This is a genomic window from Acidovorax sp. JHL-9, from assembly GCF_000426205.1.
GTDB classification, from domain to species: domain Bacteria; phylum Pseudomonadota; class Gammaproteobacteria; order Burkholderiales; family Burkholderiaceae_C; genus Acidovorax; species Acidovorax soli.
The window spans coordinates 1-23,628 of record NZ_AUEX01000016.1 but is presented as its reverse complement, the minus strand read 5'-3'; the positions used below and the strand labels follow the sequence as shown (position 1 = coordinate 23,628).

Genomic DNA, 23,628 nt, shown 5'->3' with positions numbered 1-23,628 from the left:
GCTGCCCGCACAGTGCTGAGCGCCGCACAGGCAAAAAAAAGCCCCAGGCGGTAAGGCCCAGGGCTGAATCCATCCTTTGAGGAGATGGAGGAGACAATCAGCGCATTGCGGCTGTTGGTGGCCTTGGGCTACCAACCCTTTCTTCCCGAAAGGGCAACGCATGGCGCTATTCTAGCGCGTCGGGTGCTGCAATGCAGCAAAAATTACCGTATTTTTTGCAGTGGCGGGCCCATTTCGCCAAAAAAGCCACGCACCAACAAGGAGTGACAGACATGGAATGCACAGTCAGCTGGACCGGCGGCGCCGGAACGCGATCGGGAATGGGCTTTGTGGCCGAAACGGGCAGTGGCCACATCCTGGCCATGGATGGCGCCCCCGATGCGGCGAACCCGGCCAATGGCGGGCTCAACCTGGCGCCCCGGCCCATGGAAACCCTGCTGGCGGGCACCGGCGGCTGCACCGCCTACGACGTGGTGCTGATCCTCAAGCGCGGCCGCCACGATGTACGCGGTTGCAGCGTCAGGCTCACGTCGCAACGGGCCGAGGTGGACCCCAAGGTGTTCACCGCCATCCACATGCAGTTCACCGTGACGGGCAAGGGGCTCGCACCCGCCGTGGTGGAGCGCGCCATTGCCATGAGCCACGAAAAATACTGCTCTGCCAGCATCATGCTGGGCAAGACGGCACGCATCACCACCGGGTTCGAGATCGTCGAGGCCTGAGATCGTAAGCGGGCTCTGTGGCCGCGCCGGTTCAGACGTAGTGCGCCGTGGTCGTCATCACCTTGGCGGCCATTTTCATCATCAGGCGGGCGGGCGCTGGCAGGGCCACAGCCCCGGTATCGTGCGCATGGGCGGCGTGGCGCTCTTCGTCGTCCTTCATGCGGCTGACCACGGCCCGCGAGGCCAGATCTTCCGCGGGAAGTCTTTGCAGATGGCTTTGCAGGTGTTCTGCCACCTGGTTTTCAGTTTCCACCACAAAACCCAGGCTCACGCGGTCGCTCACCTTGGCGGCCACCAGGCCCAGCGCGAAGGCGCCCGCAAACCACAGCGGGTTGAGCAGGCTGGGCCTGGTGCCCAGGGCGTCGAGCCGCTGCTGCGTCCAGGCCAGGTGGTCGGTTTCTTCGCGGGCCGATTCGAGCAGGTGGCTGCGCAGCCGGGCATCGCGCGTGACCGCTGCCTGCGCCGTGTAAAGGGCCTGGGCGCACACCTCGCCCACATGGTTCACCCGCATCAGCGCGCCAGCCAGGCGCTTTTGTGCGGGATTCAGTGCGGCTTCGGCAAAGGGCTCGGCGGGGGAGGCCTCCACGGCATGGGGTTGGGCAAACAGGGTGCGCAGCGCGGTGTCTGCGGCGCAAAGGAATGGATCCATGGCGAATCTCTTGGAAGAAAAATGGGCGGTGGTGGGAGCGGAATATGTTTTGACAACCCACTTCCCGGCAGCGCACAGGGGGACAATGCGACGAAGTGTTGCAACGTTCCGGGTGTGTGGCAAGGATGCCCGAGGAGAATGCGACAGTTGTTACAGACAGAAGTGGTTGTCTTGAGGTAGTTTGCGATCGCTTCTGCGCTGGCCGCCGCCAATGAGGTGCTGTGTGACGCATTTTTTGCCGCACCAGGGGATATTGGCATGGTGCCCTGTTGCGCAGGGCTTCTGCGATAAGGGGGTCTTGTTGCAATGCCGCAACGAAATTGACCCTGCGCGGTGATTTTCTTTGCGCAACCGCGCCCCGTCTGGTGCAATAACACCAACTTCCCCACCAGGAGGTTGGCCCGGGGAACCGGTGGGACTGTGCTGGCGCTGCGCCCCAGACCTCCGAACCGGTGCCCATGTTTAACCTTGGAGTAATTCGCAATGAAAAAATCCCTGATTGCCCTGGCTGTGCTGGCTGCTTCCGGCGCCGCAATGGCCCAATCTTCCGTGACCCTGTTCGGTATCGTCGACACGGCCGTCGGCTATGTGGACCACTCCGGCGCAACTGGCGCAGTCGACAAAAGCGTGTATGGCCTGAGCACCAGCGGTAACCTCACCAGCCGCCTCGGCTTCCGCGGTGTGGAAGACCTGGGCGGTGGCCTGAAGGCTGGTTTCTGGCTCGAAGGCGAAATCTTCGGCGACAACGGCAATGCTGCTGGCTTCAACTTCCAGCGCCGTTCGACCGTCAGCCTGATGGGCAACTTCGGTGAAGTTCGCCTGGGCCGCGAACTGCTTGCTGGCTACAGCAAGACCAGCAGCTACGACCTGTTCAGCCAGACCGGTATCGGCCAGTTCATGGGCTGGAGCGCCTGGGGTGAGACGGCTACTGATGCTGCCGGTGTCCGTAAGAACAACATGATCAGCTACTACACGCCCAACATGAGTGGCTTCACCGGTGGCATCAGCTACGCTTTTGACGAGCAGACCTCGGGCAAGGTTGGCCGCTACATTGGCGGCAATGTGGCCTATGACAACGGTCCTCTGAGCGTGGCCCTGTCGTTTGACCGTGCCAACCTGACCAGCACCGTTGAGCGCGACAAGCTGACCCTGGGTGGTTCTTACAACTTTGGCGTTGCCAAGGCTATCGCCATCCTCCAGCAGACCAAGGATGACCGTGGTGTCCTGGCCGAGCGCAAGGTGAACGCATACGCCCTGGGCGTGTCGGCTCCTGTGGGCGCTGGCGAAGTCAAGCTGCAATACGCTCTGTACGACCAGAAGGCCATCGACTCCAAGGCCCACCAGATCAGCCTGGGCTATGTCCACAACCTGTCCAAGCGCACGGCTGTGTACGGCACGGTGGCCTTCATGGACAACAAGGATGCTTCCAACATGGGCCTGTCTGCCAAGAACCTGAACACCGCCGGCCCCGGCGCTGGCGAAAGCCAGACCGGCGTGCAAGTCGGTATCCGTCACGCTTTCTGATGAACGGCTGGCGTGAGCCAGCTTTCATGGAGGTATGACCCGAGCCACCCGTCGCAAGACGGGTGGCTTTTTCATTGGGGGCATGTTTCCTTCTTGTGCTTTGTCCTTTGCCAGCCGGTTTTTGCGACCGGCTTGCGCTTCTCTGCAAGTGGCCCGGCAAGCGGAGCCGCAAAGTCACCTGCCTTTGTGCAAGCGCGTTGTGATGCCTGATTTTTAATAAGTGAACGATCGTTCTATTAGGGAAAGCCTGTGTAAGCAATACGCCACAAGCGCTTACGAACGGGCGTGCCTTTACTACACTCAATTGGCATCCACTCAACCACGGAAAGAGACGCGACCATGAAAAAAACCGAGATCCAGAAGCTGTTCGCCTTCGGAGCCGTTGCCCTGGCTTCGGGCTTTGCTTGCGCGCAGACCGCCGGCGCCCCTGCGAGCAGCGTGCAGCTGTACGGCATCGTTGATGTGGCCTATCGCCATACCACCAACGAAGGTCCGGCCACCGACCGGGGCCAGTCGCTGGACCAGATGATTGGTGGCGGCATGTCGCAAAGCCGCCTGGGTATCAATGTCACCGAGGATCTGGGCGGCGGATTGAAGGCGATCGCCAATCTGGAGCACCGCTTTCTCGCCGACAGCGGCACCGTGGCCGCCGCCAATTATTTCCAGCAGTCCTGGGTGGGCCTGCAGAGCAGCAGCCTGGGCCGCCTGACCGTGGGTCGCCAGTACAACATGCTGTTCGACCTGGTGACCACGACCTACGCATCCTTTCCCTATTCGCCGTACATGGAGGCATACAAGCCCGAATTGGGCATGTCCATGGGCTCGCGTGCCAACAACATGATCAAGTACATGGCCGAGGTCGGAGCGATCCGCGGCTCGCTCCAGTATTCTTTCGACGAAGGCAGCACGGTTGACAAGATGGGCGCGGCCGCGGCCAGCACCGGCGCCATCCGGACGGCTGGCGGTTACCTGCGTTATTCCGCCGATGGCCTTTCTGCCGGCCTGGGCTACCTGAACACCAGATTGCCGGGCGGCACCAAGGTGGATGCCTGGACCTTGGGTGGTTCGTACCGTTCCGGTCCCTTGTATGTGAACCTGGGCTACGCGGAGAACAAGCGCAAGGGCAACTATCCGCTGAGCGTGGCGGGCGTGGTCGATAGCGCCGTTCTCGGTGCCTTCTGGATGAGCCCTTCGAGTGGCGGCTTTGTACCAGGCGCCACGGCAGACCCGAGCCGGCCTGCCACCGTGGCGGGTTTGCTCAACCATGCCGACAAGCGTGAGATGTTCAAGGTGGGCTTTGGCTACCAGATCACGCCGCAGATCAATGGGGGCATGCATTACTACCATGCCAAGCAGTCCGGCTCGGCTTCGGGTGTTTACAACGGCAAGGCCAACTTCCTGGTGGCTGCCGTGGATTACGCCTTCTCCAAGCGCACGGATGCCTATTTCGCTGTGGACCATACCCGCGTCAGCGGCGGTGACGGCATGGCGCTGGCTGCCAACGGTGCCCGTACACGCACAGGCGTCACCGCAGGCCTGCGCCATCGCTTCTAAATCAACTGGTGGGAGAAGGGCGCTGCTCTGGTGACAGGTCAGCGCTGGTTTCCAGGGAAAAACCGGGTCGCTCGCCAGAGTGACCCGGTTTTCTTCTTTTTGTCGTCAGCCCACGAATGGGTGCATGGTTTCGGTTTCCTGCTGCTGGGTTGCGGTGGCATGGTTCCTGCGTGGAGGCGACGGATGCACTGGCGTTTTGTGGTGCGGAGCTATCGAAAACCATGGGTGGTTGCGAGAAAACTCCCTGTTAGCATGGCCCATCATTTTTCGTTTGACTGATGCTTGCCTTTATTTTGCGTCGCCTGATCCAGGCGGTCATGGTGATGGTCACCGTGGCCTTCATCGCCTTCATGCTGTTCCAGTATGTGGGCGATCCGGTGGTGTTTCTGCTAGGCCAGGATGCCACGCCTGAGCAGATCCGCAGCCTGCGCGCCGACCTGGGGCTCGACAAGCCCTTTTTTGTGCAGTTCTGGCACTTTCTGGTGAATGCCGCCCAGGGCGAGTTTGGCCTGAGCCTGCGCCAGGGCGCCAAGGTGTCGCGCCTGATGGCCGAGCGCTTCCCGGCCACGCTGGAGCTGGCCCTGGTAGCCGCCGCGCTGGCCCTGCTGGTGGGCGTCCCCATGGGGGTGTATGCGGCGCTCAAGCGTGGCACATTCATCAGCCAGGTGTTCATGACCTTGTCGTTGCTGGGCGTGTCGCTGCCCACATTCCTGATTGGCATCCTATTGATTTTGGTGTTTGCGGTGACGCTGGGCTGGTTTCCGAGCTTCGGTCGCGGCGAGGTGGTGCACATCGGGTGGTGGACCTCGGGGCTTTTGACGGCCAAGGGCTGGCACCACATCACGCTGCCGGCCATCACGCTGGCGATTTTCCAGCTCACGCTCATCATGCGGCTGGTGCGCGCCGAGATGCTGGAGGTGCTGCGCACCGACTACATCAAGTTTGCCCGCGCGCGCGGCCTGTCCAGCCGCGCCATCCATTTTGGCCATGCGCTCAAGAACACACTGGTGCCGGTGATGACGATCACCGGGCTGCAGCTGGGTGGGTTGATTGCCTTTGCCATCATCACCGAAACGGTGTTCCAGTGGCCTGGCATGGGGCTGCTGTTCATCCAGGCCGTGACGTTTGCCGACATTCCGGTGATGGCCGCCTATCTGTGCCTGATTGCGCTGATTTTTGTGGTGATCAACCTGGTGGTGGATCTGCTGTATTTTGTGGTGGACCCGCGCCTGCGCGTGGGCCATGCCGGAGGACACTGATGCACAACCCCCGCTGGAAAGTTGGCGGCCGCGCCTTTGCCCATATTGCCCAATTCCACCCCGAACTGACCGCGCTACGGCGTGACCTGCATGCCCACCCCGAGCTGGGTTTTGAAGAGGTGTACACGGGGCGGCGCGTGAAAGAGGCGCTGCAGCTGTGCGGCGTGGATGAAATCCACGAGGGCATTGGCCGCACGGGCCTGGTGGCCGTGGTGCGGGGCCGCAGCCAGTCCAGCGGCAGCATGGTGGGCCTGCGTGCCGACATGGATGCACTGCCGATCACCGAGCACAACGATTTTTCCTGGAAATCGTGCAAGCAGGGCCTCATGCATGGCTGCGGCCATGACGGCCATACCGCCATGCTGGTGGGCGCCGCCCGCTACCTGGCCGAAACCCGCAATTTTGACGGTACCGCGGTGTTAATCTTCCAGCCCGGCGAAGAGGGCTTTGCCGGCGCCCGCGTGATGATGGAGGACGGTCTGTTCGACCGGTTTCCGGTGCAGTCCGTTTTTGCCATGCACAACTGGCCGGCCATGAAACCGGGCACCGTGGGCATCAATCCGGGACCCATGATGGCGGCGGCCGACCGCATCACCATCGAGATCACCGGCCGCGGCGGCCATGGCGCGCATGCCTACCAGACGGTGGACGTGGTGCTGGTGGCGGCGCACATCATCACCGCGGCGCAGGGCATCGTGTCGCGCAACGTGCGGCCCATTGACAGCGCCGTGGTCAGCCTGTGCGCCATCCAGGCGGGCGACCTGGGCGCTTTCAGCGTGCTGCCGGGCAGCGCCACGCTGGTGGGAACGGTGCGCACCTTCGATCCGGCGGTGCAGGAGATGGTGGAGCAGCGCCTCAAAGAGCTGTGCAGCGCCATTGCCCTGGGGTTTGGCGCCACGGCCACGCTGCATTACGAGCGCATGTACCCCGCCACCATCAATACCGAAAGCGAGGCCATTTTTGCCGCCGACGTGGCCGAGTCGCTGGTGGGCGCCGACCATGTGGTGCGCGACCTCGAGCCCAGCATGGGCGCCGAAGATTTTTCGTTCATGCTGCAGACCAGACCCGGCGCCTACCTGCGCCTGGGGCAGGGCACGGGCGCCAGCGGCAGCGCGCTGCACAACAGCCGCTACGACTTCAACGACGAGGTTCTGCCGCTGGGGTCGGCCCTGCACGCCAGCCTGATCGAGCAGGCCATGCCCTTGCAGACCCCCTGATTCTTTGCCTTGTTCCGGTTGACCGCCTGAGTTCTTGTTCCCGTCCATCCACAGGAGATTTGCATGAAATTTCAGAAGAAAGCAGCCTTGGCACTTGTACTGTCTGCGCTGGCAGCCACCAGTTTGGTCGCCAATGCCCAGACGATCCGGATTGCCAACCAGGGCGATGCGCTCTCGATGGACCCGCATTCGCTCAATGAGTCGCTGCAGCTGAGCACCACGAGCAACATCTATGAGCCGCTGGTGGGGCGCAACAAGGACCTGAGCCTGGCGCCCGCGCTGGCCACGGCGTGGAAGCAGACATCGCCCACGGTGTGGCAGTTCGAGCTGCGCAAAGGGGTGCAATTCCATGACGGTACCCCGTTCAACGCCGACGATGTGCTGTTCAGCTTTGCGCGCACGCAGGCCGATGGCTCGGACATGAAGAGCTACACCAACGACTTCAAGCAAGTGCGCAAGATCAACGACTTTCTGGTGGAGATCGAGACCAAGACGCCTTTCCCCATTCTTCCGGACGTGATCTCGCAAGTGGCCATGATGAGCAAGAAATGGTGCGAGACCAACCAGGCCCTGACGCCGGTGGACCGCCGCAAGGGCATCGAGAACGCCGCATCGTTCCGCGCCAACGGCACGGGTCCGTTCCGCCTGCGCGAGCGCCAGCCCAACGTGCGCACGGTGTTCACGCGCAATGGTTCCTACTGGGGCAAGATCGAGGGCAACGCGACCGAAGTCATCTTCACCCCCATCGGCAACGACGCCACCCGCGTGGCAGCCCTGCTGTCGGGCGAGGTGGATGTGATGGAGCCCGTGCCGGTGCAGGACATCGAGCGCGTGAACAGCGGTGCCAACACCCGCGCCATTACCGGCCCCGAGCTGCGCACCATCTTCCTGGGCATGGACCAAAAGCGCGACGAGCTGCTGTATTCGAACGTGAAGGGCAAGAACCCGTTCAAGGACAAGCGCGTGCGCCAGGCTTTCTACCAGGCCATCGACATCGAGGGCATCAAGAAAACCGTGATGCGCGGCGCCTCCAACCCCTCCGCACTGATGGTGGGCCCGGGCATCAATGGCTTCCAGCCCGATGCCAAGCGCCTGCCCTACGACGTGGAAGCGGCCAAGAAGCTGATGGTCGAGGCCGGCTACCCCAACGGTTTTGAAGTGGCCATGAGCTGCCCCAACGATCGCTATGTGAACGACGGCCGCATCTGCCAGGCGGTGGCGGCCAACCTGGCGCGCATCAACGTCAAGATCAACCTGCAGGCCGAGACCAAGGGCACCTATTTCCCCAAGATCCTGCGCCGTGACACCAGCTTTTACCTGCTGGGCTGGACGCCTGCGACCTACGACGCACACAACGCCCTCAATGCCCTGATGGCCTGTGCGGACGACAAGGGCGTGGGCCAGTACAACCTGGGCGGCTATTGCAACCCCAAGGTGGACGAGCTGACCAAGAAGATCCAGGCCGAGACCGACAAGGCCCAGCGCAATGCCATGATCAAGGAGGCGTTTGAGCTGCATGCGGCCGACGTGGGGCACCTGCCACTGCACCAGCAGGCCCTGGCCTGGGGGGTGAGCAAGAAGGTCAAGCTCGTGCAGCTGGCGGACAACTACATGCTCTACAAGTGGATGAGCAAGAACTGAGCTGCCACCCACCGCCTTCCCAAGGGGCGGCAAGGCCGGGCCGCACAGTGCGCCGGGCCTTGCCGCCTGTTTCTGGTTTCCTCCGATGAAAAAAACCCTTGCGCGCTGGCTTGACAGCGATGTTGGCTACAGCTTTCGCACCTCGCCCATGGCCATGGTGGCGGCGGCGATCGCCGTGGTGTGCGTGTTCTGCGCGCTGGCTGCGGGCTGGGTGGCGCCGCACAACCCGTTTGACTTGTCCACGCTCGAACTCAGCGATGCGCGCCTGCCCCCGGCCTGGAGCGCCGAGGGCTCCAGCAAATACCTGCTGGGCACCGACGACCAGGGGCGTGACATTCTCTCGGCCCTGATCTATGGTGCCCGCATCTCGCTGGTGGTGGGGCTGGCGTCGGTGCTGCTGTCGGTGGTGGTGGGCGTGGCGCTGGGCCTGCTGGCGGGTTTCCGGGGGGGCTGGGTCGATGGGGCGCTGATGCGCCTGTGCGACGTGATGCTGTCGTTTCCTGCCATTTTGGTGGCCCTGCTGATCGCCGGGGTGGGCCGGGCGCTGTTTCCCAATGCGCACGAGTCGCTGGCTTTTGGGGTGCTGATTTTCTCCATCTCGCTCACGGGCTGGGTGCAATATGCGCGCACGGTGCGCGGCTCCACCCTGGTCGAGCGCAACAAGGAATATGTGCAGGCCGCGCGCGTGACCGGCGTGCCGCCGCTGCGCATCATGCGCAAGCATGTGCTGCCCAATGTGATGGGCCCGGTGATGGTGCTGGCCACCATCCAGGTGGCCACGGCCATCATCACCGAGGCCACGCTGTCGTTTCTGGGTGTGGGAGCGCCGCCCACCTCGCCCTCGCTGGGCACGCTGATCCGCGTGGGCAACGACTACCTTTTTTCCGGCGAGTGGTGGATCACCGTGTTTCCGGGGCTGATGCTGGTGCTGATCGCGCTGTCGGTGAACCTGCTGGGCGACTGGCTGCGCGACGCGCTCAATCCACGGCTGCGCTGAAGTGGAGAACAACCCCCTGAGCGGCTTGCGCCGCATCCCCCTTCTCTCGGCTTCGCCGGGAAGGGGGACACCGCCAGCGCGGCGGGGCGGCCCTTGCGCGGCGGTCGCTGGCCTGCGCCGTGCCTATTCCATCGACTGTGTGCAGCGCACAGAACTGTGAGTCACCGATATGTCTCTTCTCGAAGTCAAAAACCTCGTCGTCGAGTTCCCGGGCCGGCGCGGCACGCTGCGCGCCCTGGACGGCATTTCGTTTTCCATCGCCCCCGGCGAGATCCTGGGCGTGGTGGGCGAGTCGGGGGCGGGCAAGTCGCTCACGGGGGCCGCCATCATCGGCCTGCTCGAAGCGCCGGGGCGCGTGGCCTCGGGCGAGATCTTGCTGGAGGGCCGGCGCATCGACAACCTCAGCGATGCGCAGATGCGCCCCATCCGGGGCCGGCGCATTGGCGCGATCTTCCAGGACCCGCTGACCTCGCTGAACCCGCTGTACACCGTGGGCCGGCAGCTCACCGAAACCATCCAGGCGCACCTGCCGGTGAATGCGGCCGAAGCCCGGCGGCGTGCCATTGCCCTGCTGCAGGACACCGGCATTCCGGCGGCCGAGCAGCGCATCGACCATTACCCGCACCAGTTCTCGGGCGGCATGCGCCAGCGCGTGGTGATTGCCCTGGCGCTGGCGGCCGAGCCCCAGCTCATCGTGGCCGACGAGCCCACCACGGCGCTTGATGTGTCCATCCAGGCGCAGATCATCACGCTGCTCAAGAACATCTGCCATTCGCGCGGCGCGGCCGTGATGCTGATCACCCACGACATGGGCGTGATCGCCGAAACCTGCGACCGCGTGGCGGTGCTGTACGCCGGGCGCGTGGTCGAGATCGGCCCGGTGCACGAGGTCATCAACCACCCCGCCCATCCCTATACCGCCGGCCTCATGGCCTCCATTCCCGACATGGCGCAGGACCGCGAGCGCCTGAACCAGATCGACGGCGCCATGCCCCGCCTGAACGCCATTCCTGCAGGCTGCGCCTTCAACCCGCGCTGCCCGCGCCGCTTTGACCGTTGCACCGCCGAGCGCCCCGAGCTGCTGAGCGCGGGTGCCACCCGAGCGGCCTGCTGGCTGCATGCCCCGGAGGTGGTCGCATGAAGGCAACGACACCGGCCAGCGCGCCCCTGGTGCAGGCGCACGACCTGGCCAAGACCTTCGATGTCTCGGCACCGTGGCTCAACCGCCTGCTCGAAGGCAAGCCGCGCACGCTGCTGCACGCGGTGGACGGCGTGAGCTTTGAAATCGAAAAGGGCAAGACCCTGGCCCTGGTGGGCGAATCGGGCTGCGGCAAGAGCACCGTGGCGCGCCTGCTCGTGGGCCTGTACGAGCCCACGCGCGGTGGCCTCCACTTTGACGGGCAGGATGCGCATGCCGCCTTCAAGGGCGGCAACGCCAAGCCCATGCGCCGGCGCATCCAGATGATCTTCCAGGACCCCTATGCCAGCCTGAACCCGCGCTGGCTGGTGGAAGACATCGTGGCTGAGCCGCTGCGCGAGCATGGCCTCATCACCGACAAGGCCGAGCTCCAGCAGCGGGTGGGCGAGCTGCTGCAATCGGTGGGCCTGTCGGCACTCGACATGGTGAAGTATCCGCACCAGTTCTCGGGCGGCCAGCGCCAGCGCATCTCGATTGCGCGGGCCCTGGCCACCGAGCCCGAGTTTCTGGTCTGCGACGAGCCCACCAGCGCGCTCGATGTGTCGGTGCAGGCGCAGGTGCTCAACATCATGAAGGACCTGCAGCGCCAGCGCCACCTGACTTATCTGTTCATCAGCCACAACCTGGCCGTGGTGCGCCATGTGAGCGACCAGGTGGGCGTGATGTACCTGGGCCGCCTGGTGGAGCTGGCCGACAAGCACACCCTGTTTGACACGCCGCGCCACCCCTACACGCGCATGCTGCTTGATGCCATCCCCAAGATGCACGACACCGGCAAGGCGCGCAACCCCGTGCAGGGCGAAGTGCCCAACCCGCTCAATCCGCCGCCCGGCTGCGCGTTCAACCCGCGCTGCCCGCATGCCAACGAGCGCTGCCGCGCCGAGCGGCCCCAGTTGCTGGACCTGGGCGGCATCCGCATTGCCTGCCATGCGGTGCAGGAGGGGCGGATTTGAGAGCCTGTTGACGATCTCCCAGGGGTCGCTGCCCCAAGGGTTGGAGCGAAATCGGGCGATTGCACGCCCCGGCTGCTGGCATGGGCACGAGCCCATGCGGCGCAGCCGAAGCATCCACTCATCCCGATGGCGCTACAACGCGATCCCCTGCGAGATCGTAAACACGCTCTGAGGGGAATGACCGCTCCTGAAATGGGCGTTGTTCGCGCTTCCCGTCCCAGTGGGGTCACGGCGCTGGCAGGCCCGGCGCTGGCGGATCGGCTGGCGGCAGGGCGCGGCCCAGCAGATAGTCGATGCAGGTGCGCACCGCCCGCGTCTGGTGGCGGTCGGGCATGTAGAGCATGAACATCTGCGTGCCAAAGATGCTCAGGCGCCACTCGTCCAGGGTGGTCAGCACCTCGCCGCTGGCCACGGCGTCCTCCACCACATAGTCGGGCACCAGCCCCACGCCCAGCCCGGCCAGAATGCCCTGGCGCAGGAACGGAAAGTGCTCCGAAATCAGCATGGGCTCCAGCGTCACCTCTTCACGCCGGTCGCCCTGGTAGGCGCGCAGGCGCAGCTGGCGCCCCACGACGCCGGCCGTGATCAGTGGTGCGGTGCGCAGCGCCTCCAGCCCCGTGGGCAGGCCGTGCGCCAGGGCGTAGCCGCGCGAGGCGCAGGCGAGGTAGCGCACCGTGCCCATGTCGCGCGCCACCAGCGTGGGCGGGGGCTCGGGCATGACGCGGATGGCGATGTCCACCTCGTCGCGGATCAGGTCGTCCACCCGATTTTCAAAGCGCACATCGAGCACGATGCCGGGGTACAGGCGCTTGAAGTCGATCAGCCAGTCCGACATCACCATCTGCCCGTAGCCGCTGGGCACGCTCAGGCCCACGCGGCCCTGCAGACCCTGGCCCAGCGTGGCGATGGTTTCGCGCGCGGCCAGCATCTCGTTCTGGATGGCGCGGCCATGCTGGTACAGGCGCAGGCCCACCTCGGTGGGCTCGACGCGGCGCGTGCTGCGGCGCACCAGCTGCACGCCCACCGATTTTTCGAGCTGGCTCAGGTGGTAGCTCACATTGGCGCGCGACATCTTCAGGTTGCGCGCGGCCTGGCTGAGGTTGCCCGCATCCAGAATGTCCACCAGCACGGTCAGGGAGGTGATTTCCATGGTGGAAGGCTTCAAAAAGCGGTCTATGTCAAAAAATGTTTGACAGTCTGTCAACTGTTAATGTAATTGTCAAGATTGTTTTGCGCATCAACAATAGCGGGCTCTTTCCCAACCACCAGGAGACTCCCGCATGGGCGCAGCCACCCCCGATTCCGTTGTCACCACCGCCCGCGTGGGTTCCATTCTGATCGTGACGGTGAACAATCCGCCGGTCAACGCGCTGGGCGTGGCCGTGCGCCAGGGCCTCGCTGCCGCCATGGCGGCCGCGCAGGCCGACAGCGGTGTGGCCGGCGTGCTGCTGGTGGGTGCGGGCAAGGCCTTCATCGCGGGCGCCGACATCCGTGAATTTGGCAAACCCGCCATGCCGCCATCGCTGCCCGAGGTGTGCCGCAGCATCGAAGACTGCACCAAGCCGGTGGTCGCGGTGCTGCATGGCGCGGCCCTGGGCGGTGGCCTGGAAGTGGCGCTGTCGGCCCACTACCGCCTGGCCTTGCCCGCTGCCAAACTGGGCCTGCCCGAAGTGGCGCTGGGCCTGCTGCCCGGTTCGGGTGGCACGCAGCGCGCGCCGCGCCTGATGGGCGTGAAAGCCGCCACCGAGCTGATGCTCAGCGGCCAGCACCTGCCGGCCAAGGCCGCGCTGGCTGCGGGCCTGGTCGATCAACTGGCCGAGGGCGATGACGCCCTGGCCGCCGGCCTGGCTTACCTGAACGGCCTGCTCGCGCACAACGCCCCCGTGCGCCGCACGCGCGATATCGCCATCGCCGACCCGGCCGCCGCGCTGGCCGAGCTGGCGGCGCTGAAGGCCGACACGGCGAAAAAGACCCGGGGCCTGTTTTCGCCGCTCAAGATCATCGAATGCGTGCAGGCGGCGGTGCAGCTGCCGTTTGACGAAGGCATGGCCCGCGAGCGCGCCCTGTTTCTGGAATGCCTGGACAGCCCGCAGCGCGCCGGCCTGATCCATGCCTTTTTTGCCGAGCGCGAAGTGGTCAAGGTGCCCGAGGCCCAGGCCGCCGCGCCGCGCGCGTTCGCCCGCATTGGCATCATTGGCGGCGGCACCATGGGCGCGGGCATTGCCGTCTCGGCCCTGGATGCGGGCTACCCCGTGACCATGGTCGAGCGCGATGCCGACTCCATCGCCCGGGGCCGTGCCAATGTGGAAAAGGTGTACACCGGCCTGGTTGCCAAGGGCCGCATGACCGAAGAGGCCAAGGCCGCTGTCATGGCCCGCTATACCGGCAGCACCTCCTACGACGATCTGGCGAATGTGGACTTGGTGATCGAGGCCGTGTTTGAAGACCTCGAAGTCAAAAAAGCCGTTTTCCAGGCGCTGGACCGCGTGTGCAAACCCGGCGCTGTGCTGGCCACCAATACGTCGTACCTGGACATCGACGCCATCGCCGCTGCCACCCGCCGCCCGCAGGACGTGATTGGCCTGCACTTCTTCAGCCCGGCCAACATCATGAAGCTGCTGGAAATCGTGGTGCCCGCCAAGGTCAGTGCCGACGTGGTCGCCACCGCCTTCGAGCTGGCCAAGAAGCTCAAAAAAGTTCCGGTGCGCGCCGGTGTGTGCGACGGCTTCATCGGCAACCGCATCCTGGCGGTGTACCGGGACGCCGCCAACCATGTGCTGGAGGACGGCGCCAGCCCCTACGAGATCGACGCTGCCGTGCGTGAATTCGGCTATCCCATGGGTCCGTTCCAGGTGTCGGACCTGGCTGGCGGTGACATCGGCTGGGCCACGCGCAAGCGCAAGGCCGCCACGCGCGACCCCAAGGCGCGCTATGTGGAAATTGCCGACCGCATCGCCGAGCGCGGCTGGTACGGTCAGAAGACCGGCCACGGCTGGTACCTGTACCCCGAAGGCGCGCGCGTGGGCCAGCAAGACCCCGAAGTGCTGGCCATCGTGGACGCCGAGCGCGCCAGGAAAGGCATCACGCCGCGCACCTTCTCGCACGAGGAGATCATGCGCCGCTACATGGCGGCCATGGTCAACGAAGGCGCCAAGGTGCTGGAGGAGGGCATCGCCCTGCGCCCGCTCGACATCGACGTGACCTTCCTGTCCGGCTACGGCTTTCCGCGCTATCGCGGCGGCCCCATGCAATGGGCCGACATGCAGGGCCTGGACAAGGTGCTGGCCGACATCGAGGCCTTTGCCAAGGAAGATGCGCAGTTCTGGCAACCCGCCGCCTTGCTCAAGAAGCTGGTGGCCGAGGGCCGCAACTTCGCCAGCCTGAACCAGCGCGGCTGACTTCACGCGCTCCCTCTCCCGCTGGCGGGAGAGGGGGAGAGTGGCACGCAGCGCCCGTCCACGCTGCGCAAGCGGCGATTGATTGAATAGAAACACAACCCACCCAAGGAGCATCCCATGCGCCAAGCCGTCATCGTCTCCACTGCCCGCACGCCGCTGGCCAAGTCGCACCGCGGCGAATTCAACACCACCCCCGGCCCCCAGCTGGGCGCCTACGCGGTGCGCGCCGCGGTCGAGCGCGCCGGCATCGAGCCCGGCCTGATCGAGGACCTGATCTGGGGCTGCGGCTACCCCGAGGGCACCACGGGCCGCAACATCGGCCGCCAGACCGCGCTGCGCGCGGGCCTGCCGGTGACGGTGGGTGGCACGGTGATCAACCGCTTCTGTTCCTCGGGCCTGCAGGCGATTGCCGTGGCGGCGGGGCGCATCGTGCTGGAGGGTGTTCCGGCCATGGTCGCCGGCGGTGTGGAGAGCATCTCGCTCATGAACCCTGCCGGCCGCAGCGGCGCCGCCCACCTGGACCCCTGGCTGGTGGAGCACAAGCCGGAGCTGTTCATGGAAATGATCGATACCGCCGACGTGGTGGCCCGGCGCTACGGCATCACGCGCGAGGACCAGGACGCGTTCTCGCTGCAAAGCCAGCAGCGCACCGCGGCGGCCCAGGCGAGCGGCGTGTTCGATCACGAGATCGTGCCCTGCGCCACCACCATGGCCGAGAAGAACAAGGAAACCGGGGAGGTGACCCACCGCGAGGTGGTCGCCAGGATGGACAACTGCAACCGCCCGGGCACCACGTTGGCTGGCCTGGCCAAGCTGGAGCCCGTGAAGGGCGCGGGCAAGTTCGTCACCGCGGGCAACGCCTCGCAGCTGTCGGATGGCGCGGCCGCCTGCGTGCTGATGGAGGCCGCCGAGGCCGAGCGCCGCGGCCTGCAGCCACTGGGCGCCTTCCGTGGCTTTGCCATCGCGGGCTGCGAGCCCGACGAGATGGGCATTGGCCCGGTGTTCGCCGTGCCGCGCCTGCTGGAGCGCGCGGGCCTGACGGTGCAGGACATCGACCTGTGGGAGCTGAACGAGGCGTTTGCCTCGCAGGCACTGTACTGCCAGCGCAGGCTGGACATTCCCATGGATCGCCTGAACGTCAACGGCGGCGCCATCTCCATCGGCCACCCCTTCGGCATGACGGGCGCGCGCCTGGCAGGCCACATCCTGCTGGAAGGCCAGCGCCGCAAGGCGCGCGGCGAGCAGGTCAAGTGGGGCGTGGTCACCATGTGCATCGGCGGCGGCATGGGCGCGGCCGGTTTGTTCGAGATTTTCTAAAACCTTGCGGGACAGCGCAAAAAATGCGCCGCAATTTTTGCGCTGTCCCCCACCGACCAGAGGCAAGAAATGGATCTGCAATTCACTCCCGAAGAAGAGGCGTTCCGCGTCGCGGTGCGCTCGTTTCTCCAAGACCACCTGCCGCCCGCATTGGCCACCAAGGTCAAGGCAGGCCAGCGCCTGACGCGCGCCGACCAGGAGGGCTGGCACGCCACCCTGAACAAGAAGGGCTGGCTGGCCTACCACTGGCCTGCCGAGCATGGCGGCACCGGCTGGTCGGCCATCCAGAAGTTCATCTTTGACGATGAATGCGCCATGGCCGGTGCACCGCGCCTGGTGCCCTTCGGGCTGTCCATGCTGGGTCCGGTGCTGATCAAGTTTGGCAACGAGGCCCAGAAAAAGCACTGGCTGCCGCGCATCCTGAACGGCGATGACTGGTGGTGCCAGGGCTATTCCGAGCCCGGCGCGGGCTCGGACCTGGCCAGCCTCAAGACCACGGCGGTGCGCGCGGGCGACCATTACATCGTCAACGGCCAGAAGACCTGGACCACCCAGGGCCAGCATGCCAACATGATGTTCTGCCTGGTGCGCACCGACAAGCAGGCCAAGGCCCAGTCGGGCATCAGCTTTGTGCTGATCGACATGAACCAGCCCGGCGTGGAGGTGCGCCCCATCCGCACGCTGGACGGCGATGCCGAGGTCAACGAAGTATTCCTGACCGACGTGAAGGTGCCCCTGGAGAACCTGGTGGGCGAGGAGAACAAGGGCTGGACCTACGCCAAGTACCTGCTGACCTACGAGCGCACGGGCATCGCCGGTGTGGGTTTTTCCATGGCTGCGCTGGAAAAGCTCAAGGCCATCGCCAGCCGCGTGCAGCGCAATGGCAAGCCTTTGAACCAGGACCCGCAGTTCGCCACGCGCATGGCCCAGGTCGAGATCGATCTGAACAACATGGCCACGACCAATCTGCGTGTGATCGCAGCGGTGCAGGGCGGCGGCGTGCCGGGGGCCGAGAGCTCCATGCTCAAGATCCGCGGCACGGTGATCCGCCAGGAGCTGCTGTCGCTGATCCGCCGCGCCATGGGGCCGTACGCGCTGCCCTACATCGAAGAGGCGCAGTTTGCCGAGTACCAGGATGCGCCCGTCGGCCCCAAGGAGGCCGCCACCGCCGCCGCCGCCTACTTCAACTACCGCAAGCTGTCGATCTTCGGCGGCTCCAACGAAATCCAGCGCAACATCATCTCCAAGATGCTCCTGGGGCTGTGAAGGAATCGCCATGAACTTTGAACACAACGAAGACCGCCGCATGCTGGCGGACGCCCTGGGCCGCTACCTGAGCGAGCAATACCCGGCCGAATACCGCAACACCACGGCCTATGGCCGCACCGGCTACAGCGCCGAGACGTACGCCAAGCTGGCCGAGATCGGCGCCATCGGCGCGCTGTTCACGGAAGAGCAGGGCGGCTTTGGCGGGCAAGGCACCGACATCGCCCTGGTGTTCGAGGCCCTGGGCAACCATCTGGTGGCCGAGCCCCTGCTGGGCGCGCTGCTGGTCGGCCGTGCCTTGACCGAGGCGGGCAGCGAGGCGCAAAAGGCGCAGCTCGAAGGCATCATCGGTGGCTCCACGCTGGCCGCGCTGGCGCACGACGAGCCCGCCAACCACTATGAGCTCAATCGCGTGGCCACCACCGCCAGGAAGAACGGCAATGGCTGGGTGCTGGATGGCGCCAAGGCCGTGGTGTTGTTTGGCGACCAGGCGCAGCTGCTGCTGGTCAGCGCGCGCACCAGTGGCGCGGTAGGCGACGAGGCTGGCATCTCGCTGTTCCTGGTGCCGGGCAACACCCCGGGCATCACGGCGCGCGGCTATGGCCGCATCGATGGCGGCCACGCGGCCGAGCTGGTCCTGGGCGGCGTGCAGGTGGGGGCAGACGCGCTGCTGGGGGCAGAGGGCGCGGGCCACGCGCTGCTGGAGCGCATCACCGGTTTTGGCCTGCTGGCGCTGGCGGCCGAGAGCCTGGGCGCCATGGACAAGGCCAAGGGCGACACGCTGGAATACCTGCGCACGCGCAAGCAGTTTGGCGTGCCGATCGGCAGCTTCCAGGCCCTGCAGCACCGCATGGCCGACATGCTGCTGGAGGTGGAGCAGGCACGCTCGGCCGTGATCAACGCTGCCGCCGCCATGGACGACACCGACCGTGTGGCGCGGGAAAAGGTCTTGTCTGCCGCCAAGTACAGCGTTGGCAAGATCGGCACGCTGATTGCCGAGGAGGCGATCCAGCTGCACGGCGGCATCGGCGTGACCTGGGAGCTGCCGCTGGCCCACTACGCCAAGCGCCTGGTGATGATCGACCACCAGCTTGGCGACATGGACCACCACCTGGCGCGCTGGATGGCACTGGCCGCCTGAGGCCGGTCTCTTGAATCTCTTCTTTGTCTGAAGAGGGGGTTCAAGATAAAAATAGCACAAAGCCCTTTCGCAGAAAGCGCAATAGCTACAAAATAAATAGCATAGGAGATGCCCGTGATCGACAACGCCCTGGACAACGCACTGCTCACCCGCCGCGATGGTGCCGTGCTCGTGCTGTCCAACAACAACCCTGGCGCGCGCAACGCGCTCACGCCGGGTTTCTATGCCGGACTCACGCAGGCGCTGCACGCGGCGGCGTGTGACCCTGCCATAGGCGCCGTGGTGTTGACCGGCGAGGGCGGGCATTTCTGCTCGGGCGGCGACCTGCGCCAGCTCATCCACCGGCGCGAGCTGCCCATTGCCGAGCGCCGCCAGCGCCTGGAGCTTTTGCACAACCTGGTGCGCGCCCTGCGCGACTGCCCCAAGCCCGTGATCATGGCCGTGGAGGGCGCCGCCGCAGGTGCAGGCCTGTCGCTGGCGCTGGCCGGTGACATGCTGGTGGCGGCGAAGAATGCGCAGTTCTCGGTGGCCTACGTCAAGGTGGGCCTGACGCCCGACGGCGGCGCCACGGCGCTGCTGGCCGAGTTTGTGTCGCGCCAGGTGCTCACCGAGCTGTGCCTGACGGGTGAGCGTGTCAGCGGCGAGCGCATGCACCAGCTGGGCGTGGTCAACCGCCTGACCGAGCCCGGCCAGGCGCTGCAGGCGGCGCTGGCCCTGGCGCAGCAGGTTGCCGCCGGCCCCGAGCTGGCCACCGCACGCATCAAGCACCTGTGCCGCATGGCGCCGCGCAACACGCTGGAGCAGCAGCTCGATCTGGAGGCGCTGTACATGCCGCTGTCGCAGGAAACCGAGGAGTCGCGCGAGGGCATAGGCGCCTTTCTGGAAAAGCGCGCGCCTGACTTTGCGCGGCTGCGCACACCCCGCTGACACATTGCAAGGAGACGTTTCATGACCGAAGCCCAGACCCCAGACCTGCCGCTGCAAGGCGTGCGTGTGCTGGATTTGTCGCGCGTTTTTGCCGGCCCCATGTGCGGCATGGTGCTGGCCGACTTTGGCGCAGAAGTCATCAAGGTGGAGCACCCCGGCCGCGGCGACGACACGCGCGACTGGGGCCTGCGCATCGGCGAGACCGAAACCACCTACTACAACAGCATGAACCGCAGCAAGCGGTCCATCACCGTCGATCTGCAGACGCCCGAGGGGGTGAAAATCATCCATGACCTGCTGCCCCAGTGCGACGTGGTCATCCAGAACTTCAAGACCGGCGGCGCCGACAAGCTGGGCCTGGGCTACGCGCAGCTCAAGGCCCTCCAGCCCGGCCTGATCTACTGCTCGGTGGCCGGTTACGACAGCTCCGGCCCCGAGGCCAGGCGCCCCGGCTACGACCTGGTGATCCAGGGCGAGGCGGGCCTGATGGCCCTCAACGGCGAGGCCCACCAGCCGCCGTTGAAGTTCGGCGTGGCCGTGGTCGATTTGATGACGGGCATGTACGCGGCCCAGGCTGTGCTGGCCGCGCTGTTCCAGCGCACGCGCACCGGCCTGGGCCGCCATATCGAGATGGCGCTGTACGACTGCGGCCTGATGGTGACCGGCTACTACGGGCTGGACGCGCTCAAGCTGGGCCGCGACCCCGAGCGTTACGGCAACGCCCACCCGTCCATCGTGCCCTACGGCATGTACGAGGCCGCCGACGGCCCGCTGATCATCGCCGTGGGCAACAACGCGCAGTTCGACAAGTTCTGCCGCCAGGTCATAGCGCGCCCTGACATCGTTGAAGACCCGCGCTTTGCCACCAACGTGGAGCGCGCCAAGAACCGCCTGGAGCTGGGGCCCCAGCTCAAGGCGCTGATTGCCGGCTTCCCGCGCGAAGTGCTGCTGCAGCGCCTCACCGCCGCTGGCATCCCCTGCGGCAAGGTGGCAGGCCTGCACGAAGCCCTGACCAGCGAGCGCACGCGCCGCGGCCAGCTGGTGCAGGACATGCCCCACCCGGTGGTGGGCACCACGCCGGTGTTTGCGCCGCCCTATCGCATGGACGGCCAGCGCCTGCCCATCCGCAACGCCCCGCCCACGCTGGGCGAGGGCACGCGCGAGGTGCTGCAGCAGCTGCTGCAACTGCCCGAGAGGGAACTGCAGGCCCTGCGCGACAAGGGCGTGCTGACGCTGCCACCGCTGGATTGATTCAAGAATGAGTGCTTCGGACGCTTTCCAGGGAGTGGCTAGAGCCTGTTTTGAAGTAGCTGGCGTCCGCCTCGGCTGACCCGTTCCCTCCCACCCACTGACAAGGAGGCCGCATGCCTTTTTCTCGCACACCATCGTTGACCCGTTTCACCCGCCGCGCCGCCTTGGCGCTGGCCACCGTCCCGCTGTGGCTGGGCAGCGCCATGGCGCAGCAGGCCGCCTGGCCCGACAAGATGATCAAGCTGATCGTGCCCTTCCCGGCGGGCGGGCCTACCGATACGGCGTCGCGCATCGTCGGCCAGAAGTTGGGCGAGCGTCTCCAGCAGACCGTACTCGTCGAGAACAAGGCGGGCGCCTCCGGGTCGATTGCCGCCGCCCAGGTCAGCAAAAGCGCTGCCGATGGCTACACGCTGATGATGCTGGCCACGCCCACGCTGCTGGCGCCGCACCTGTACAAGAAGGCAGGCTACGACACGGTGAAAGACTTCACCCCGGTGGCCACGGTGTATGACCTGCCCATCGTGGTGGTGGTCAACCCCAAACTGCTGCCCGATGTGACCGACCTCAAGAGCCTTATCGCCAACGCCAAGGCGCAAAAGACGCCGCTCAACTACACCAGCTCGGGCGCGGGCAGCTTTGGCCACCTGAGCATGGAGCTGCTCAAGCAGATGGCGGGTTTTGACATGCAGCATGTGCCCTACAAGGGCGGCGTGCCGGCCATCACCGACACCATTGGTGGCCAGGTGCCCATCATGTATGCCGACCTGGTGGCTGCACTGCCGCATATCCAGGCGGGCAAGCTGCGCGCCATCGCCGTGGGCTCGCCACAGCGCGTGGCCATGCTGCCCGATGTGAAAACCATTGCCGAGCAGGGCATCAAGGGCTACGACGCCGTGTCATGGGGCGGCCTGCTGGCGCCTGCGCGCACGCCCAAGGCCGTGGTCGAGCGCATTGCGGGTGAGGTCAAGCAGATCCTGGCCGACAAGGAAATCCAGGACAAGCTGCTGCACGCAGGCGCCATCGCCAATTTCCAGGACCCGGCGCAAATGGGCCAGCGCGTGCAGCAGGACTACACCCGCTGGGGCCAGCTGATCCGCGACAAGGGCATTGCCTCCGAGTAACGCCGCCATGCCGGCGCGCATATCCGTATTTATTTCTCCAATCCACAAGGAAACCTTCTGATGAAAATCCTGGTCCCAGTCAAACGCGTGGTGGACTACAACGTGAAAGTCCGCGTCAAATCGGACGGCACGGGCGTAGACATTGCCAACGTGAAGATGAGCATGAACCCGTTTGACGAAATTGCCGTTGAAGAGGCGGTGCGCCTGAAGGAAAAAGGCCTGGTTGCTGAAGTCATTGCCGTCAGCTGCGGCGTGGCGCAATGCCAGGAAACCCTGCGCACCGCCATGGCCATTGGTGCCGACCGCGCCATCCTGGTGGAGACGAACGAAGAACTGCAGCCCCTGGCCGTGGCCAAACTCCTCAAGGCCCTGGTGGACAAGGAACAACCGGGCCTCATCATCCTGGGCAAACAAGCCATCGACGACGACGCCAACCAGACCGGCCAGATGCTCGCAGCCCTGGCCGACCTGCCCCAGGCCACGTTTGCCAGCAAGGTCGACCTTGCGGCCGACAAGGTCAGCGTCACCCGCGAAGTGGACGGCGGCCTGGAAACCCTGGCCCTGACGCTCCCCGCCGTCATCACCACCGACCTGCGCCTGAACGAGCCGCGCTACGTCACCTTGCCCAACATCATGAAGGCCAAGAAAAAGCAGCTCGACACCGTCAAACCCGAAGACCTCGGCGTCGATGTCGCCCCGCGCCTGAAGACCCTGAAAGTCGCCGAACCCGCCAAACGCGGAGCCGGCATCAAGGTGGCCGACGTCGCCGCCCTGGTCGACAAACTCAAGAACGAAGCCAAAGTCATCTAAGGAGCACAAGAAATGACCACCCTCGTTATTGCCGAACACGACAACGCCACCATCAAGGGCGCCACCCTCAACACCGTCACCGCCGCAGCCGCCTGCGGTGGCGACATCCACATCCTGGTGGCCGGCCACAACGCAGGCGCCGCCGCACAAGCCGCCAGCCAGATTGCCGGCGTCGCCAAGGTCATCCATGACGACGCAGAAGGCCTGGCCCACGGCCTGGCCGAAAACGTCGCAGCGCAAGTGCTGGCCATCGCCAGCAACTACAGCCACATCCTGTTCCCCGCCACCGCAGGCGGCAAGAACGTCGCCCCGCGCGTGGCCGCCAAGCTCGACGTCGCCCAGATCAGCGACATCACCAAAGTGATCGCTGCCGACACCTTCGAGCGCCCCATCTACGCCGGCAACGCCATCGCCACCGTGCAAAGCGCAGACAGCATCAAGATCATCACCGTGCGCACCACCGGCTTTGACGCCGCCGCTGCCAGCGGAGGCTGCGCCGCCGTCGAAACCGCCGCAGCCACCAACGATGCCGGCAAGAGCAAGTTCATGGGCAGCGAAATCGCCAAGAGCGACCGGCCCGAACTGACCGCCGCCAAGATCATCGTCTCCGGAGGCCGGGCGCTGGGCAGCAAGGAAAAGTTCGACGAAGTCATGACCCCGCTGGCCGACAAGCTGGGCGCGGC

The 23,628-nt window shown here is 65.5% G+C and carries 20 protein-coding genes; 18 read left to right on the top strand and 2 right to left on the bottom strand.

Translation table 11 applies throughout. From position 1 onward, the window contains the following. The first annotated feature begins 272 nt into the window (after positions 1 to 272). Positions 273 to 722: an OsmC family protein gene (locus K225_RS0111820; protein WP_026436612.1), complete on the top strand. Its 450-nt coding sequence runs from the start codon at positions 273 to 275 to the stop codon at positions 720 to 722. A 31-nt stretch (positions 723 to 753) separates the two neighbouring features. Here K225_RS0111820 and coq7 read toward each other — a convergent pair whose 3' ends face one another. After that, positions 754 to 1,371 (bottom strand): 2-polyprenyl-3-methyl-6-methoxy-1,4-benzoquinone monooxygenase, encoded by a 618-nt coding sequence (gene coq7, locus K225_RS0111815; RefSeq protein WP_026436611.1) that lies wholly within the window; start codon positions 1,369 to 1,371, stop codon positions 754 to 756. A 483-nt stretch (positions 1,372 to 1,854) separates the two neighbouring features. Here coq7 and K225_RS0111810 point away from each other — a divergent pair, with 483 nt between their 5' ends. The 8 genes from K225_RS0111810 (at position 1,855) to K225_RS0111775 (ending at position 11,714) form a co-directional block, all read left to right on the top strand. Then, positions 1,855 to 2,895 (top strand): porin, encoded by a 1,041-nt coding sequence (locus tag K225_RS0111810; protein ID WP_026436610.1) that lies wholly within the window; start codon positions 1,855 to 1,857, stop codon positions 2,893 to 2,895. 339 nt (positions 2,896 to 3,234) lie between these two features. Beyond that, a complete protein-coding gene (locus K225_RS0111805; protein WP_026436609.1) occupies positions 3,235 to 4,449 on the top strand; it encodes a porin in 1,215 nt (404 codons plus the stop codon). Between the two features lie 278 nt (positions 4,450 to 4,727). Further along, positions 4,728 to 5,708, top strand: a complete 981-nt coding sequence (locus tag K225_RS0111800; protein ID WP_026436608.1) for an ABC transporter permease — start codon at positions 4,728 to 4,730, stop codon at positions 5,706 to 5,708. Beyond that, positions 5,708 to 6,925, top strand: a complete 1,218-nt coding sequence (locus K225_RS0111795) for a M20 aminoacylase family protein (RefSeq protein ID WP_026436607.1) — start codon at positions 5,708 to 5,710, stop codon at positions 6,923 to 6,925. The genes K225_RS0111800 and K225_RS0111795 overlap by 1 nt, the downstream gene beginning before the upstream one ends. Before the next feature lie 63 nt (positions 6,926 to 6,988). After that, positions 6,989 to 8,566 (top strand): ABC transporter substrate-binding protein, encoded by a 1,578-nt coding sequence (locus tag K225_RS0111790; RefSeq protein ID WP_026436606.1) that lies wholly within the window; start codon positions 6,989 to 6,991, stop codon positions 8,564 to 8,566. A gap of 85 nt (positions 8,567 to 8,651) precedes the next feature. Beyond that, positions 8,652 to 9,563, top strand: coding sequence for an ABC transporter permease (locus tag K225_RS0111785; protein ID WP_026436605.1), 912 nt, complete (start codon positions 8,652 to 8,654; stop codon positions 9,561 to 9,563). Between the two features lie 169 nt (positions 9,564 to 9,732). After that, positions 9,733 to 10,704, top strand: a complete 972-nt coding sequence (locus tag K225_RS0111780; protein WP_026436604.1) for an ABC transporter ATP-binding protein — start codon at positions 9,733 to 9,735, stop codon at positions 10,702 to 10,704. Further along, a complete protein-coding gene (locus K225_RS0111775) occupies positions 10,701 to 11,714 on the top strand; it encodes an ABC transporter ATP-binding protein (protein WP_026436603.1) in 1,014 nt (337 codons plus the stop codon). The genes K225_RS0111780 and K225_RS0111775 overlap by 4 nt, the downstream gene beginning before the upstream one ends. Positions 11,715 to 11,940: 226 nt before the next feature. On the opposite strand, the gene K225_RS0111770 is transcribed toward K225_RS0111775, so the two are convergent. Next, the gene (locus K225_RS0111770; RefSeq protein ID WP_026436602.1) at positions 11,941 to 12,864 is read right to left on the bottom strand and encodes a LysR family transcriptional regulator; all 924 of its coding nucleotides are present in this window, start codon (positions 12,862 to 12,864) and stop codon (positions 11,941 to 11,943) included. A gap of 130 nt (positions 12,865 to 12,994) precedes the next feature. Between K225_RS0111770 and K225_RS0111765 the strand changes: the two genes are divergently transcribed. The 9 genes from K225_RS0111765 to K225_RS0111725 form a co-directional block, all read left to right on the top strand. Next, complete coding sequence (locus K225_RS0111765; RefSeq protein WP_026436601.1) at positions 12,995 to 15,112, top strand: 3-hydroxyacyl-CoA dehydrogenase NAD-binding domain-containing protein; 2,118 nt, start codon at positions 12,995 to 12,997, stop codon at positions 15,110 to 15,112. 117 nt (positions 15,113 to 15,229) lie between these two features. Further along, entirely contained in the window at positions 15,230 to 16,429 is a 1,200-nt protein-coding gene (locus K225_RS0111760; RefSeq protein WP_026436600.1) for an acetyl-CoA C-acyltransferase, read from the top strand. A 69-nt stretch (positions 16,430 to 16,498) separates the two neighbouring features. Beyond that, positions 16,499 to 17,695, top strand: a complete 1,197-nt coding sequence (locus tag K225_RS0111755; RefSeq protein ID WP_026436599.1) for an acyl-CoA dehydrogenase family protein — start codon at positions 16,499 to 16,501, stop codon at positions 17,693 to 17,695. 10 nt (positions 17,696 to 17,705) lie between these two features. Continuing rightward, positions 17,706 to 18,836 (top strand): acyl-CoA dehydrogenase family protein, encoded by a 1,131-nt coding sequence (locus tag K225_RS0111750; RefSeq protein WP_026436598.1) that lies wholly within the window; start codon positions 17,706 to 17,708, stop codon positions 18,834 to 18,836. 108 nt (positions 18,837 to 18,944) lie between these two features. Further along, a complete protein-coding gene (locus K225_RS0111745) occupies positions 18,945 to 19,763 on the top strand; it encodes an oxepin-CoA hydrolase, alternative type (RefSeq protein WP_026436597.1) in 819 nt (272 codons plus the stop codon). A 21-nt stretch (positions 19,764 to 19,784) separates the two neighbouring features. Next, positions 19,785 to 21,014 carry a CaiB/BaiF CoA-transferase family protein gene (locus tag K225_RS0111740; RefSeq protein WP_026436596.1) on the top strand — a complete coding sequence of 410 codons (1,230 nt, stop codon included), beginning with the start codon at positions 19,785 to 19,787 and terminating at the stop codon, positions 21,012 to 21,014. 113 nt (positions 21,015 to 21,127) lie between these two features. Then, positions 21,128 to 22,135, top strand: a complete 1,008-nt coding sequence (locus tag K225_RS0111735; RefSeq protein ID WP_034712548.1) for a tripartite tricarboxylate transporter substrate binding protein — start codon at positions 21,128 to 21,130, stop codon at positions 22,133 to 22,135. Between the two features lie 60 nt (positions 22,136 to 22,195). Further along, on the top strand, positions 22,196 to 22,945 hold the full coding sequence (locus tag K225_RS0111730) for an electron transfer flavoprotein subunit beta/FixA family protein (RefSeq protein ID WP_026436594.1): 750 nt from the start codon (positions 22,196 to 22,198) through the stop codon (positions 22,943 to 22,945). A gap of 12 nt (positions 22,946 to 22,957) precedes the next feature. Further along, positions 22,958 to 23,628 (top strand): electron transfer flavoprotein subunit alpha/FixB family protein (locus tag K225_RS0111725; RefSeq protein WP_026436593.1); only part of this gene is annotated, 671 nt, incomplete at its 3' end.

Excerpts from the sequence above, each read along its gene's own strand:
- K225_RS0111820 (WP_026436612.1), top strand. The coding sequence starts at position 273 with ATGGAATGCACAGTCAGCTGGACCGGCGGCGCCGGAACGCGATCGGGA.
- coq7 (WP_026436611.1), bottom strand. The coding sequence starts at position 1,371 with ATGGATCCATTCCTTTGCGCCGCAGACACCGCGCTGCGCACCCTGTTT.
- K225_RS0111810 (WP_026436610.1), top strand. The coding sequence starts at position 1,855 with ATGAAAAAATCCCTGATTGCCCTGGCTGTGCTGGCTGCTTCCGGCGCC.
- K225_RS0111805 (WP_026436609.1), top strand. The coding sequence starts at position 3,235 with ATGAAAAAAACCGAGATCCAGAAGCTGTTCGCCTTCGGAGCCGTTGCC.
- K225_RS0111800 (WP_026436608.1), top strand. The coding sequence starts at position 4,728 with ATGCTTGCCTTTATTTTGCGTCGCCTGATCCAGGCGGTCATGGTGATG.
- K225_RS0111795 (WP_026436607.1), top strand. The coding sequence starts at position 5,708 with ATGCACAACCCCCGCTGGAAAGTTGGCGGCCGCGCCTTTGCCCATATT.
- K225_RS0111790 (WP_026436606.1), top strand. The coding sequence starts at position 6,989 with ATGAAATTTCAGAAGAAAGCAGCCTTGGCACTTGTACTGTCTGCGCTG.
- K225_RS0111785 (WP_026436605.1), top strand. The coding sequence starts at position 8,652 with ATGAAAAAAACCCTTGCGCGCTGGCTTGACAGCGATGTTGGCTACAGC.
- K225_RS0111780 (WP_026436604.1), top strand. The coding sequence starts at position 9,733 with ATGTCTCTTCTCGAAGTCAAAAACCTCGTCGTCGAGTTCCCGGGCCGG.
- K225_RS0111775 (WP_026436603.1), top strand. The coding sequence starts at position 10,701 with ATGAAGGCAACGACACCGGCCAGCGCGCCCCTGGTGCAGGCGCACGAC.
- K225_RS0111770 (WP_026436602.1), bottom strand. The coding sequence starts at position 12,864 with ATGGAAATCACCTCCCTGACCGTGCTGGTGGACATTCTGGATGCGGGC.
- K225_RS0111765 (WP_026436601.1), top strand. The coding sequence starts at position 12,995 with ATGGGCGCAGCCACCCCCGATTCCGTTGTCACCACCGCCCGCGTGGGT.
- K225_RS0111760 (WP_026436600.1), top strand. The coding sequence starts at position 15,230 with ATGCGCCAAGCCGTCATCGTCTCCACTGCCCGCACGCCGCTGGCCAAG.
- K225_RS0111755 (WP_026436599.1), top strand. The coding sequence starts at position 16,499 with ATGGATCTGCAATTCACTCCCGAAGAAGAGGCGTTCCGCGTCGCGGTG.
- K225_RS0111750 (WP_026436598.1), top strand. The coding sequence starts at position 17,706 with ATGAACTTTGAACACAACGAAGACCGCCGCATGCTGGCGGACGCCCTG.
- K225_RS0111745 (WP_026436597.1), top strand. The coding sequence starts at position 18,945 with ATGCCCGTGATCGACAACGCCCTGGACAACGCACTGCTCACCCGCCGC.
- K225_RS0111740 (WP_026436596.1), top strand. The coding sequence starts at position 19,785 with ATGACCGAAGCCCAGACCCCAGACCTGCCGCTGCAAGGCGTGCGTGTG.
- K225_RS0111735 (WP_034712548.1), top strand. The coding sequence starts at position 21,128 with ATGCCTTTTTCTCGCACACCATCGTTGACCCGTTTCACCCGCCGCGCC.
- K225_RS0111730 (WP_026436594.1), top strand. The coding sequence starts at position 22,196 with ATGAAAATCCTGGTCCCAGTCAAACGCGTGGTGGACTACAACGTGAAA.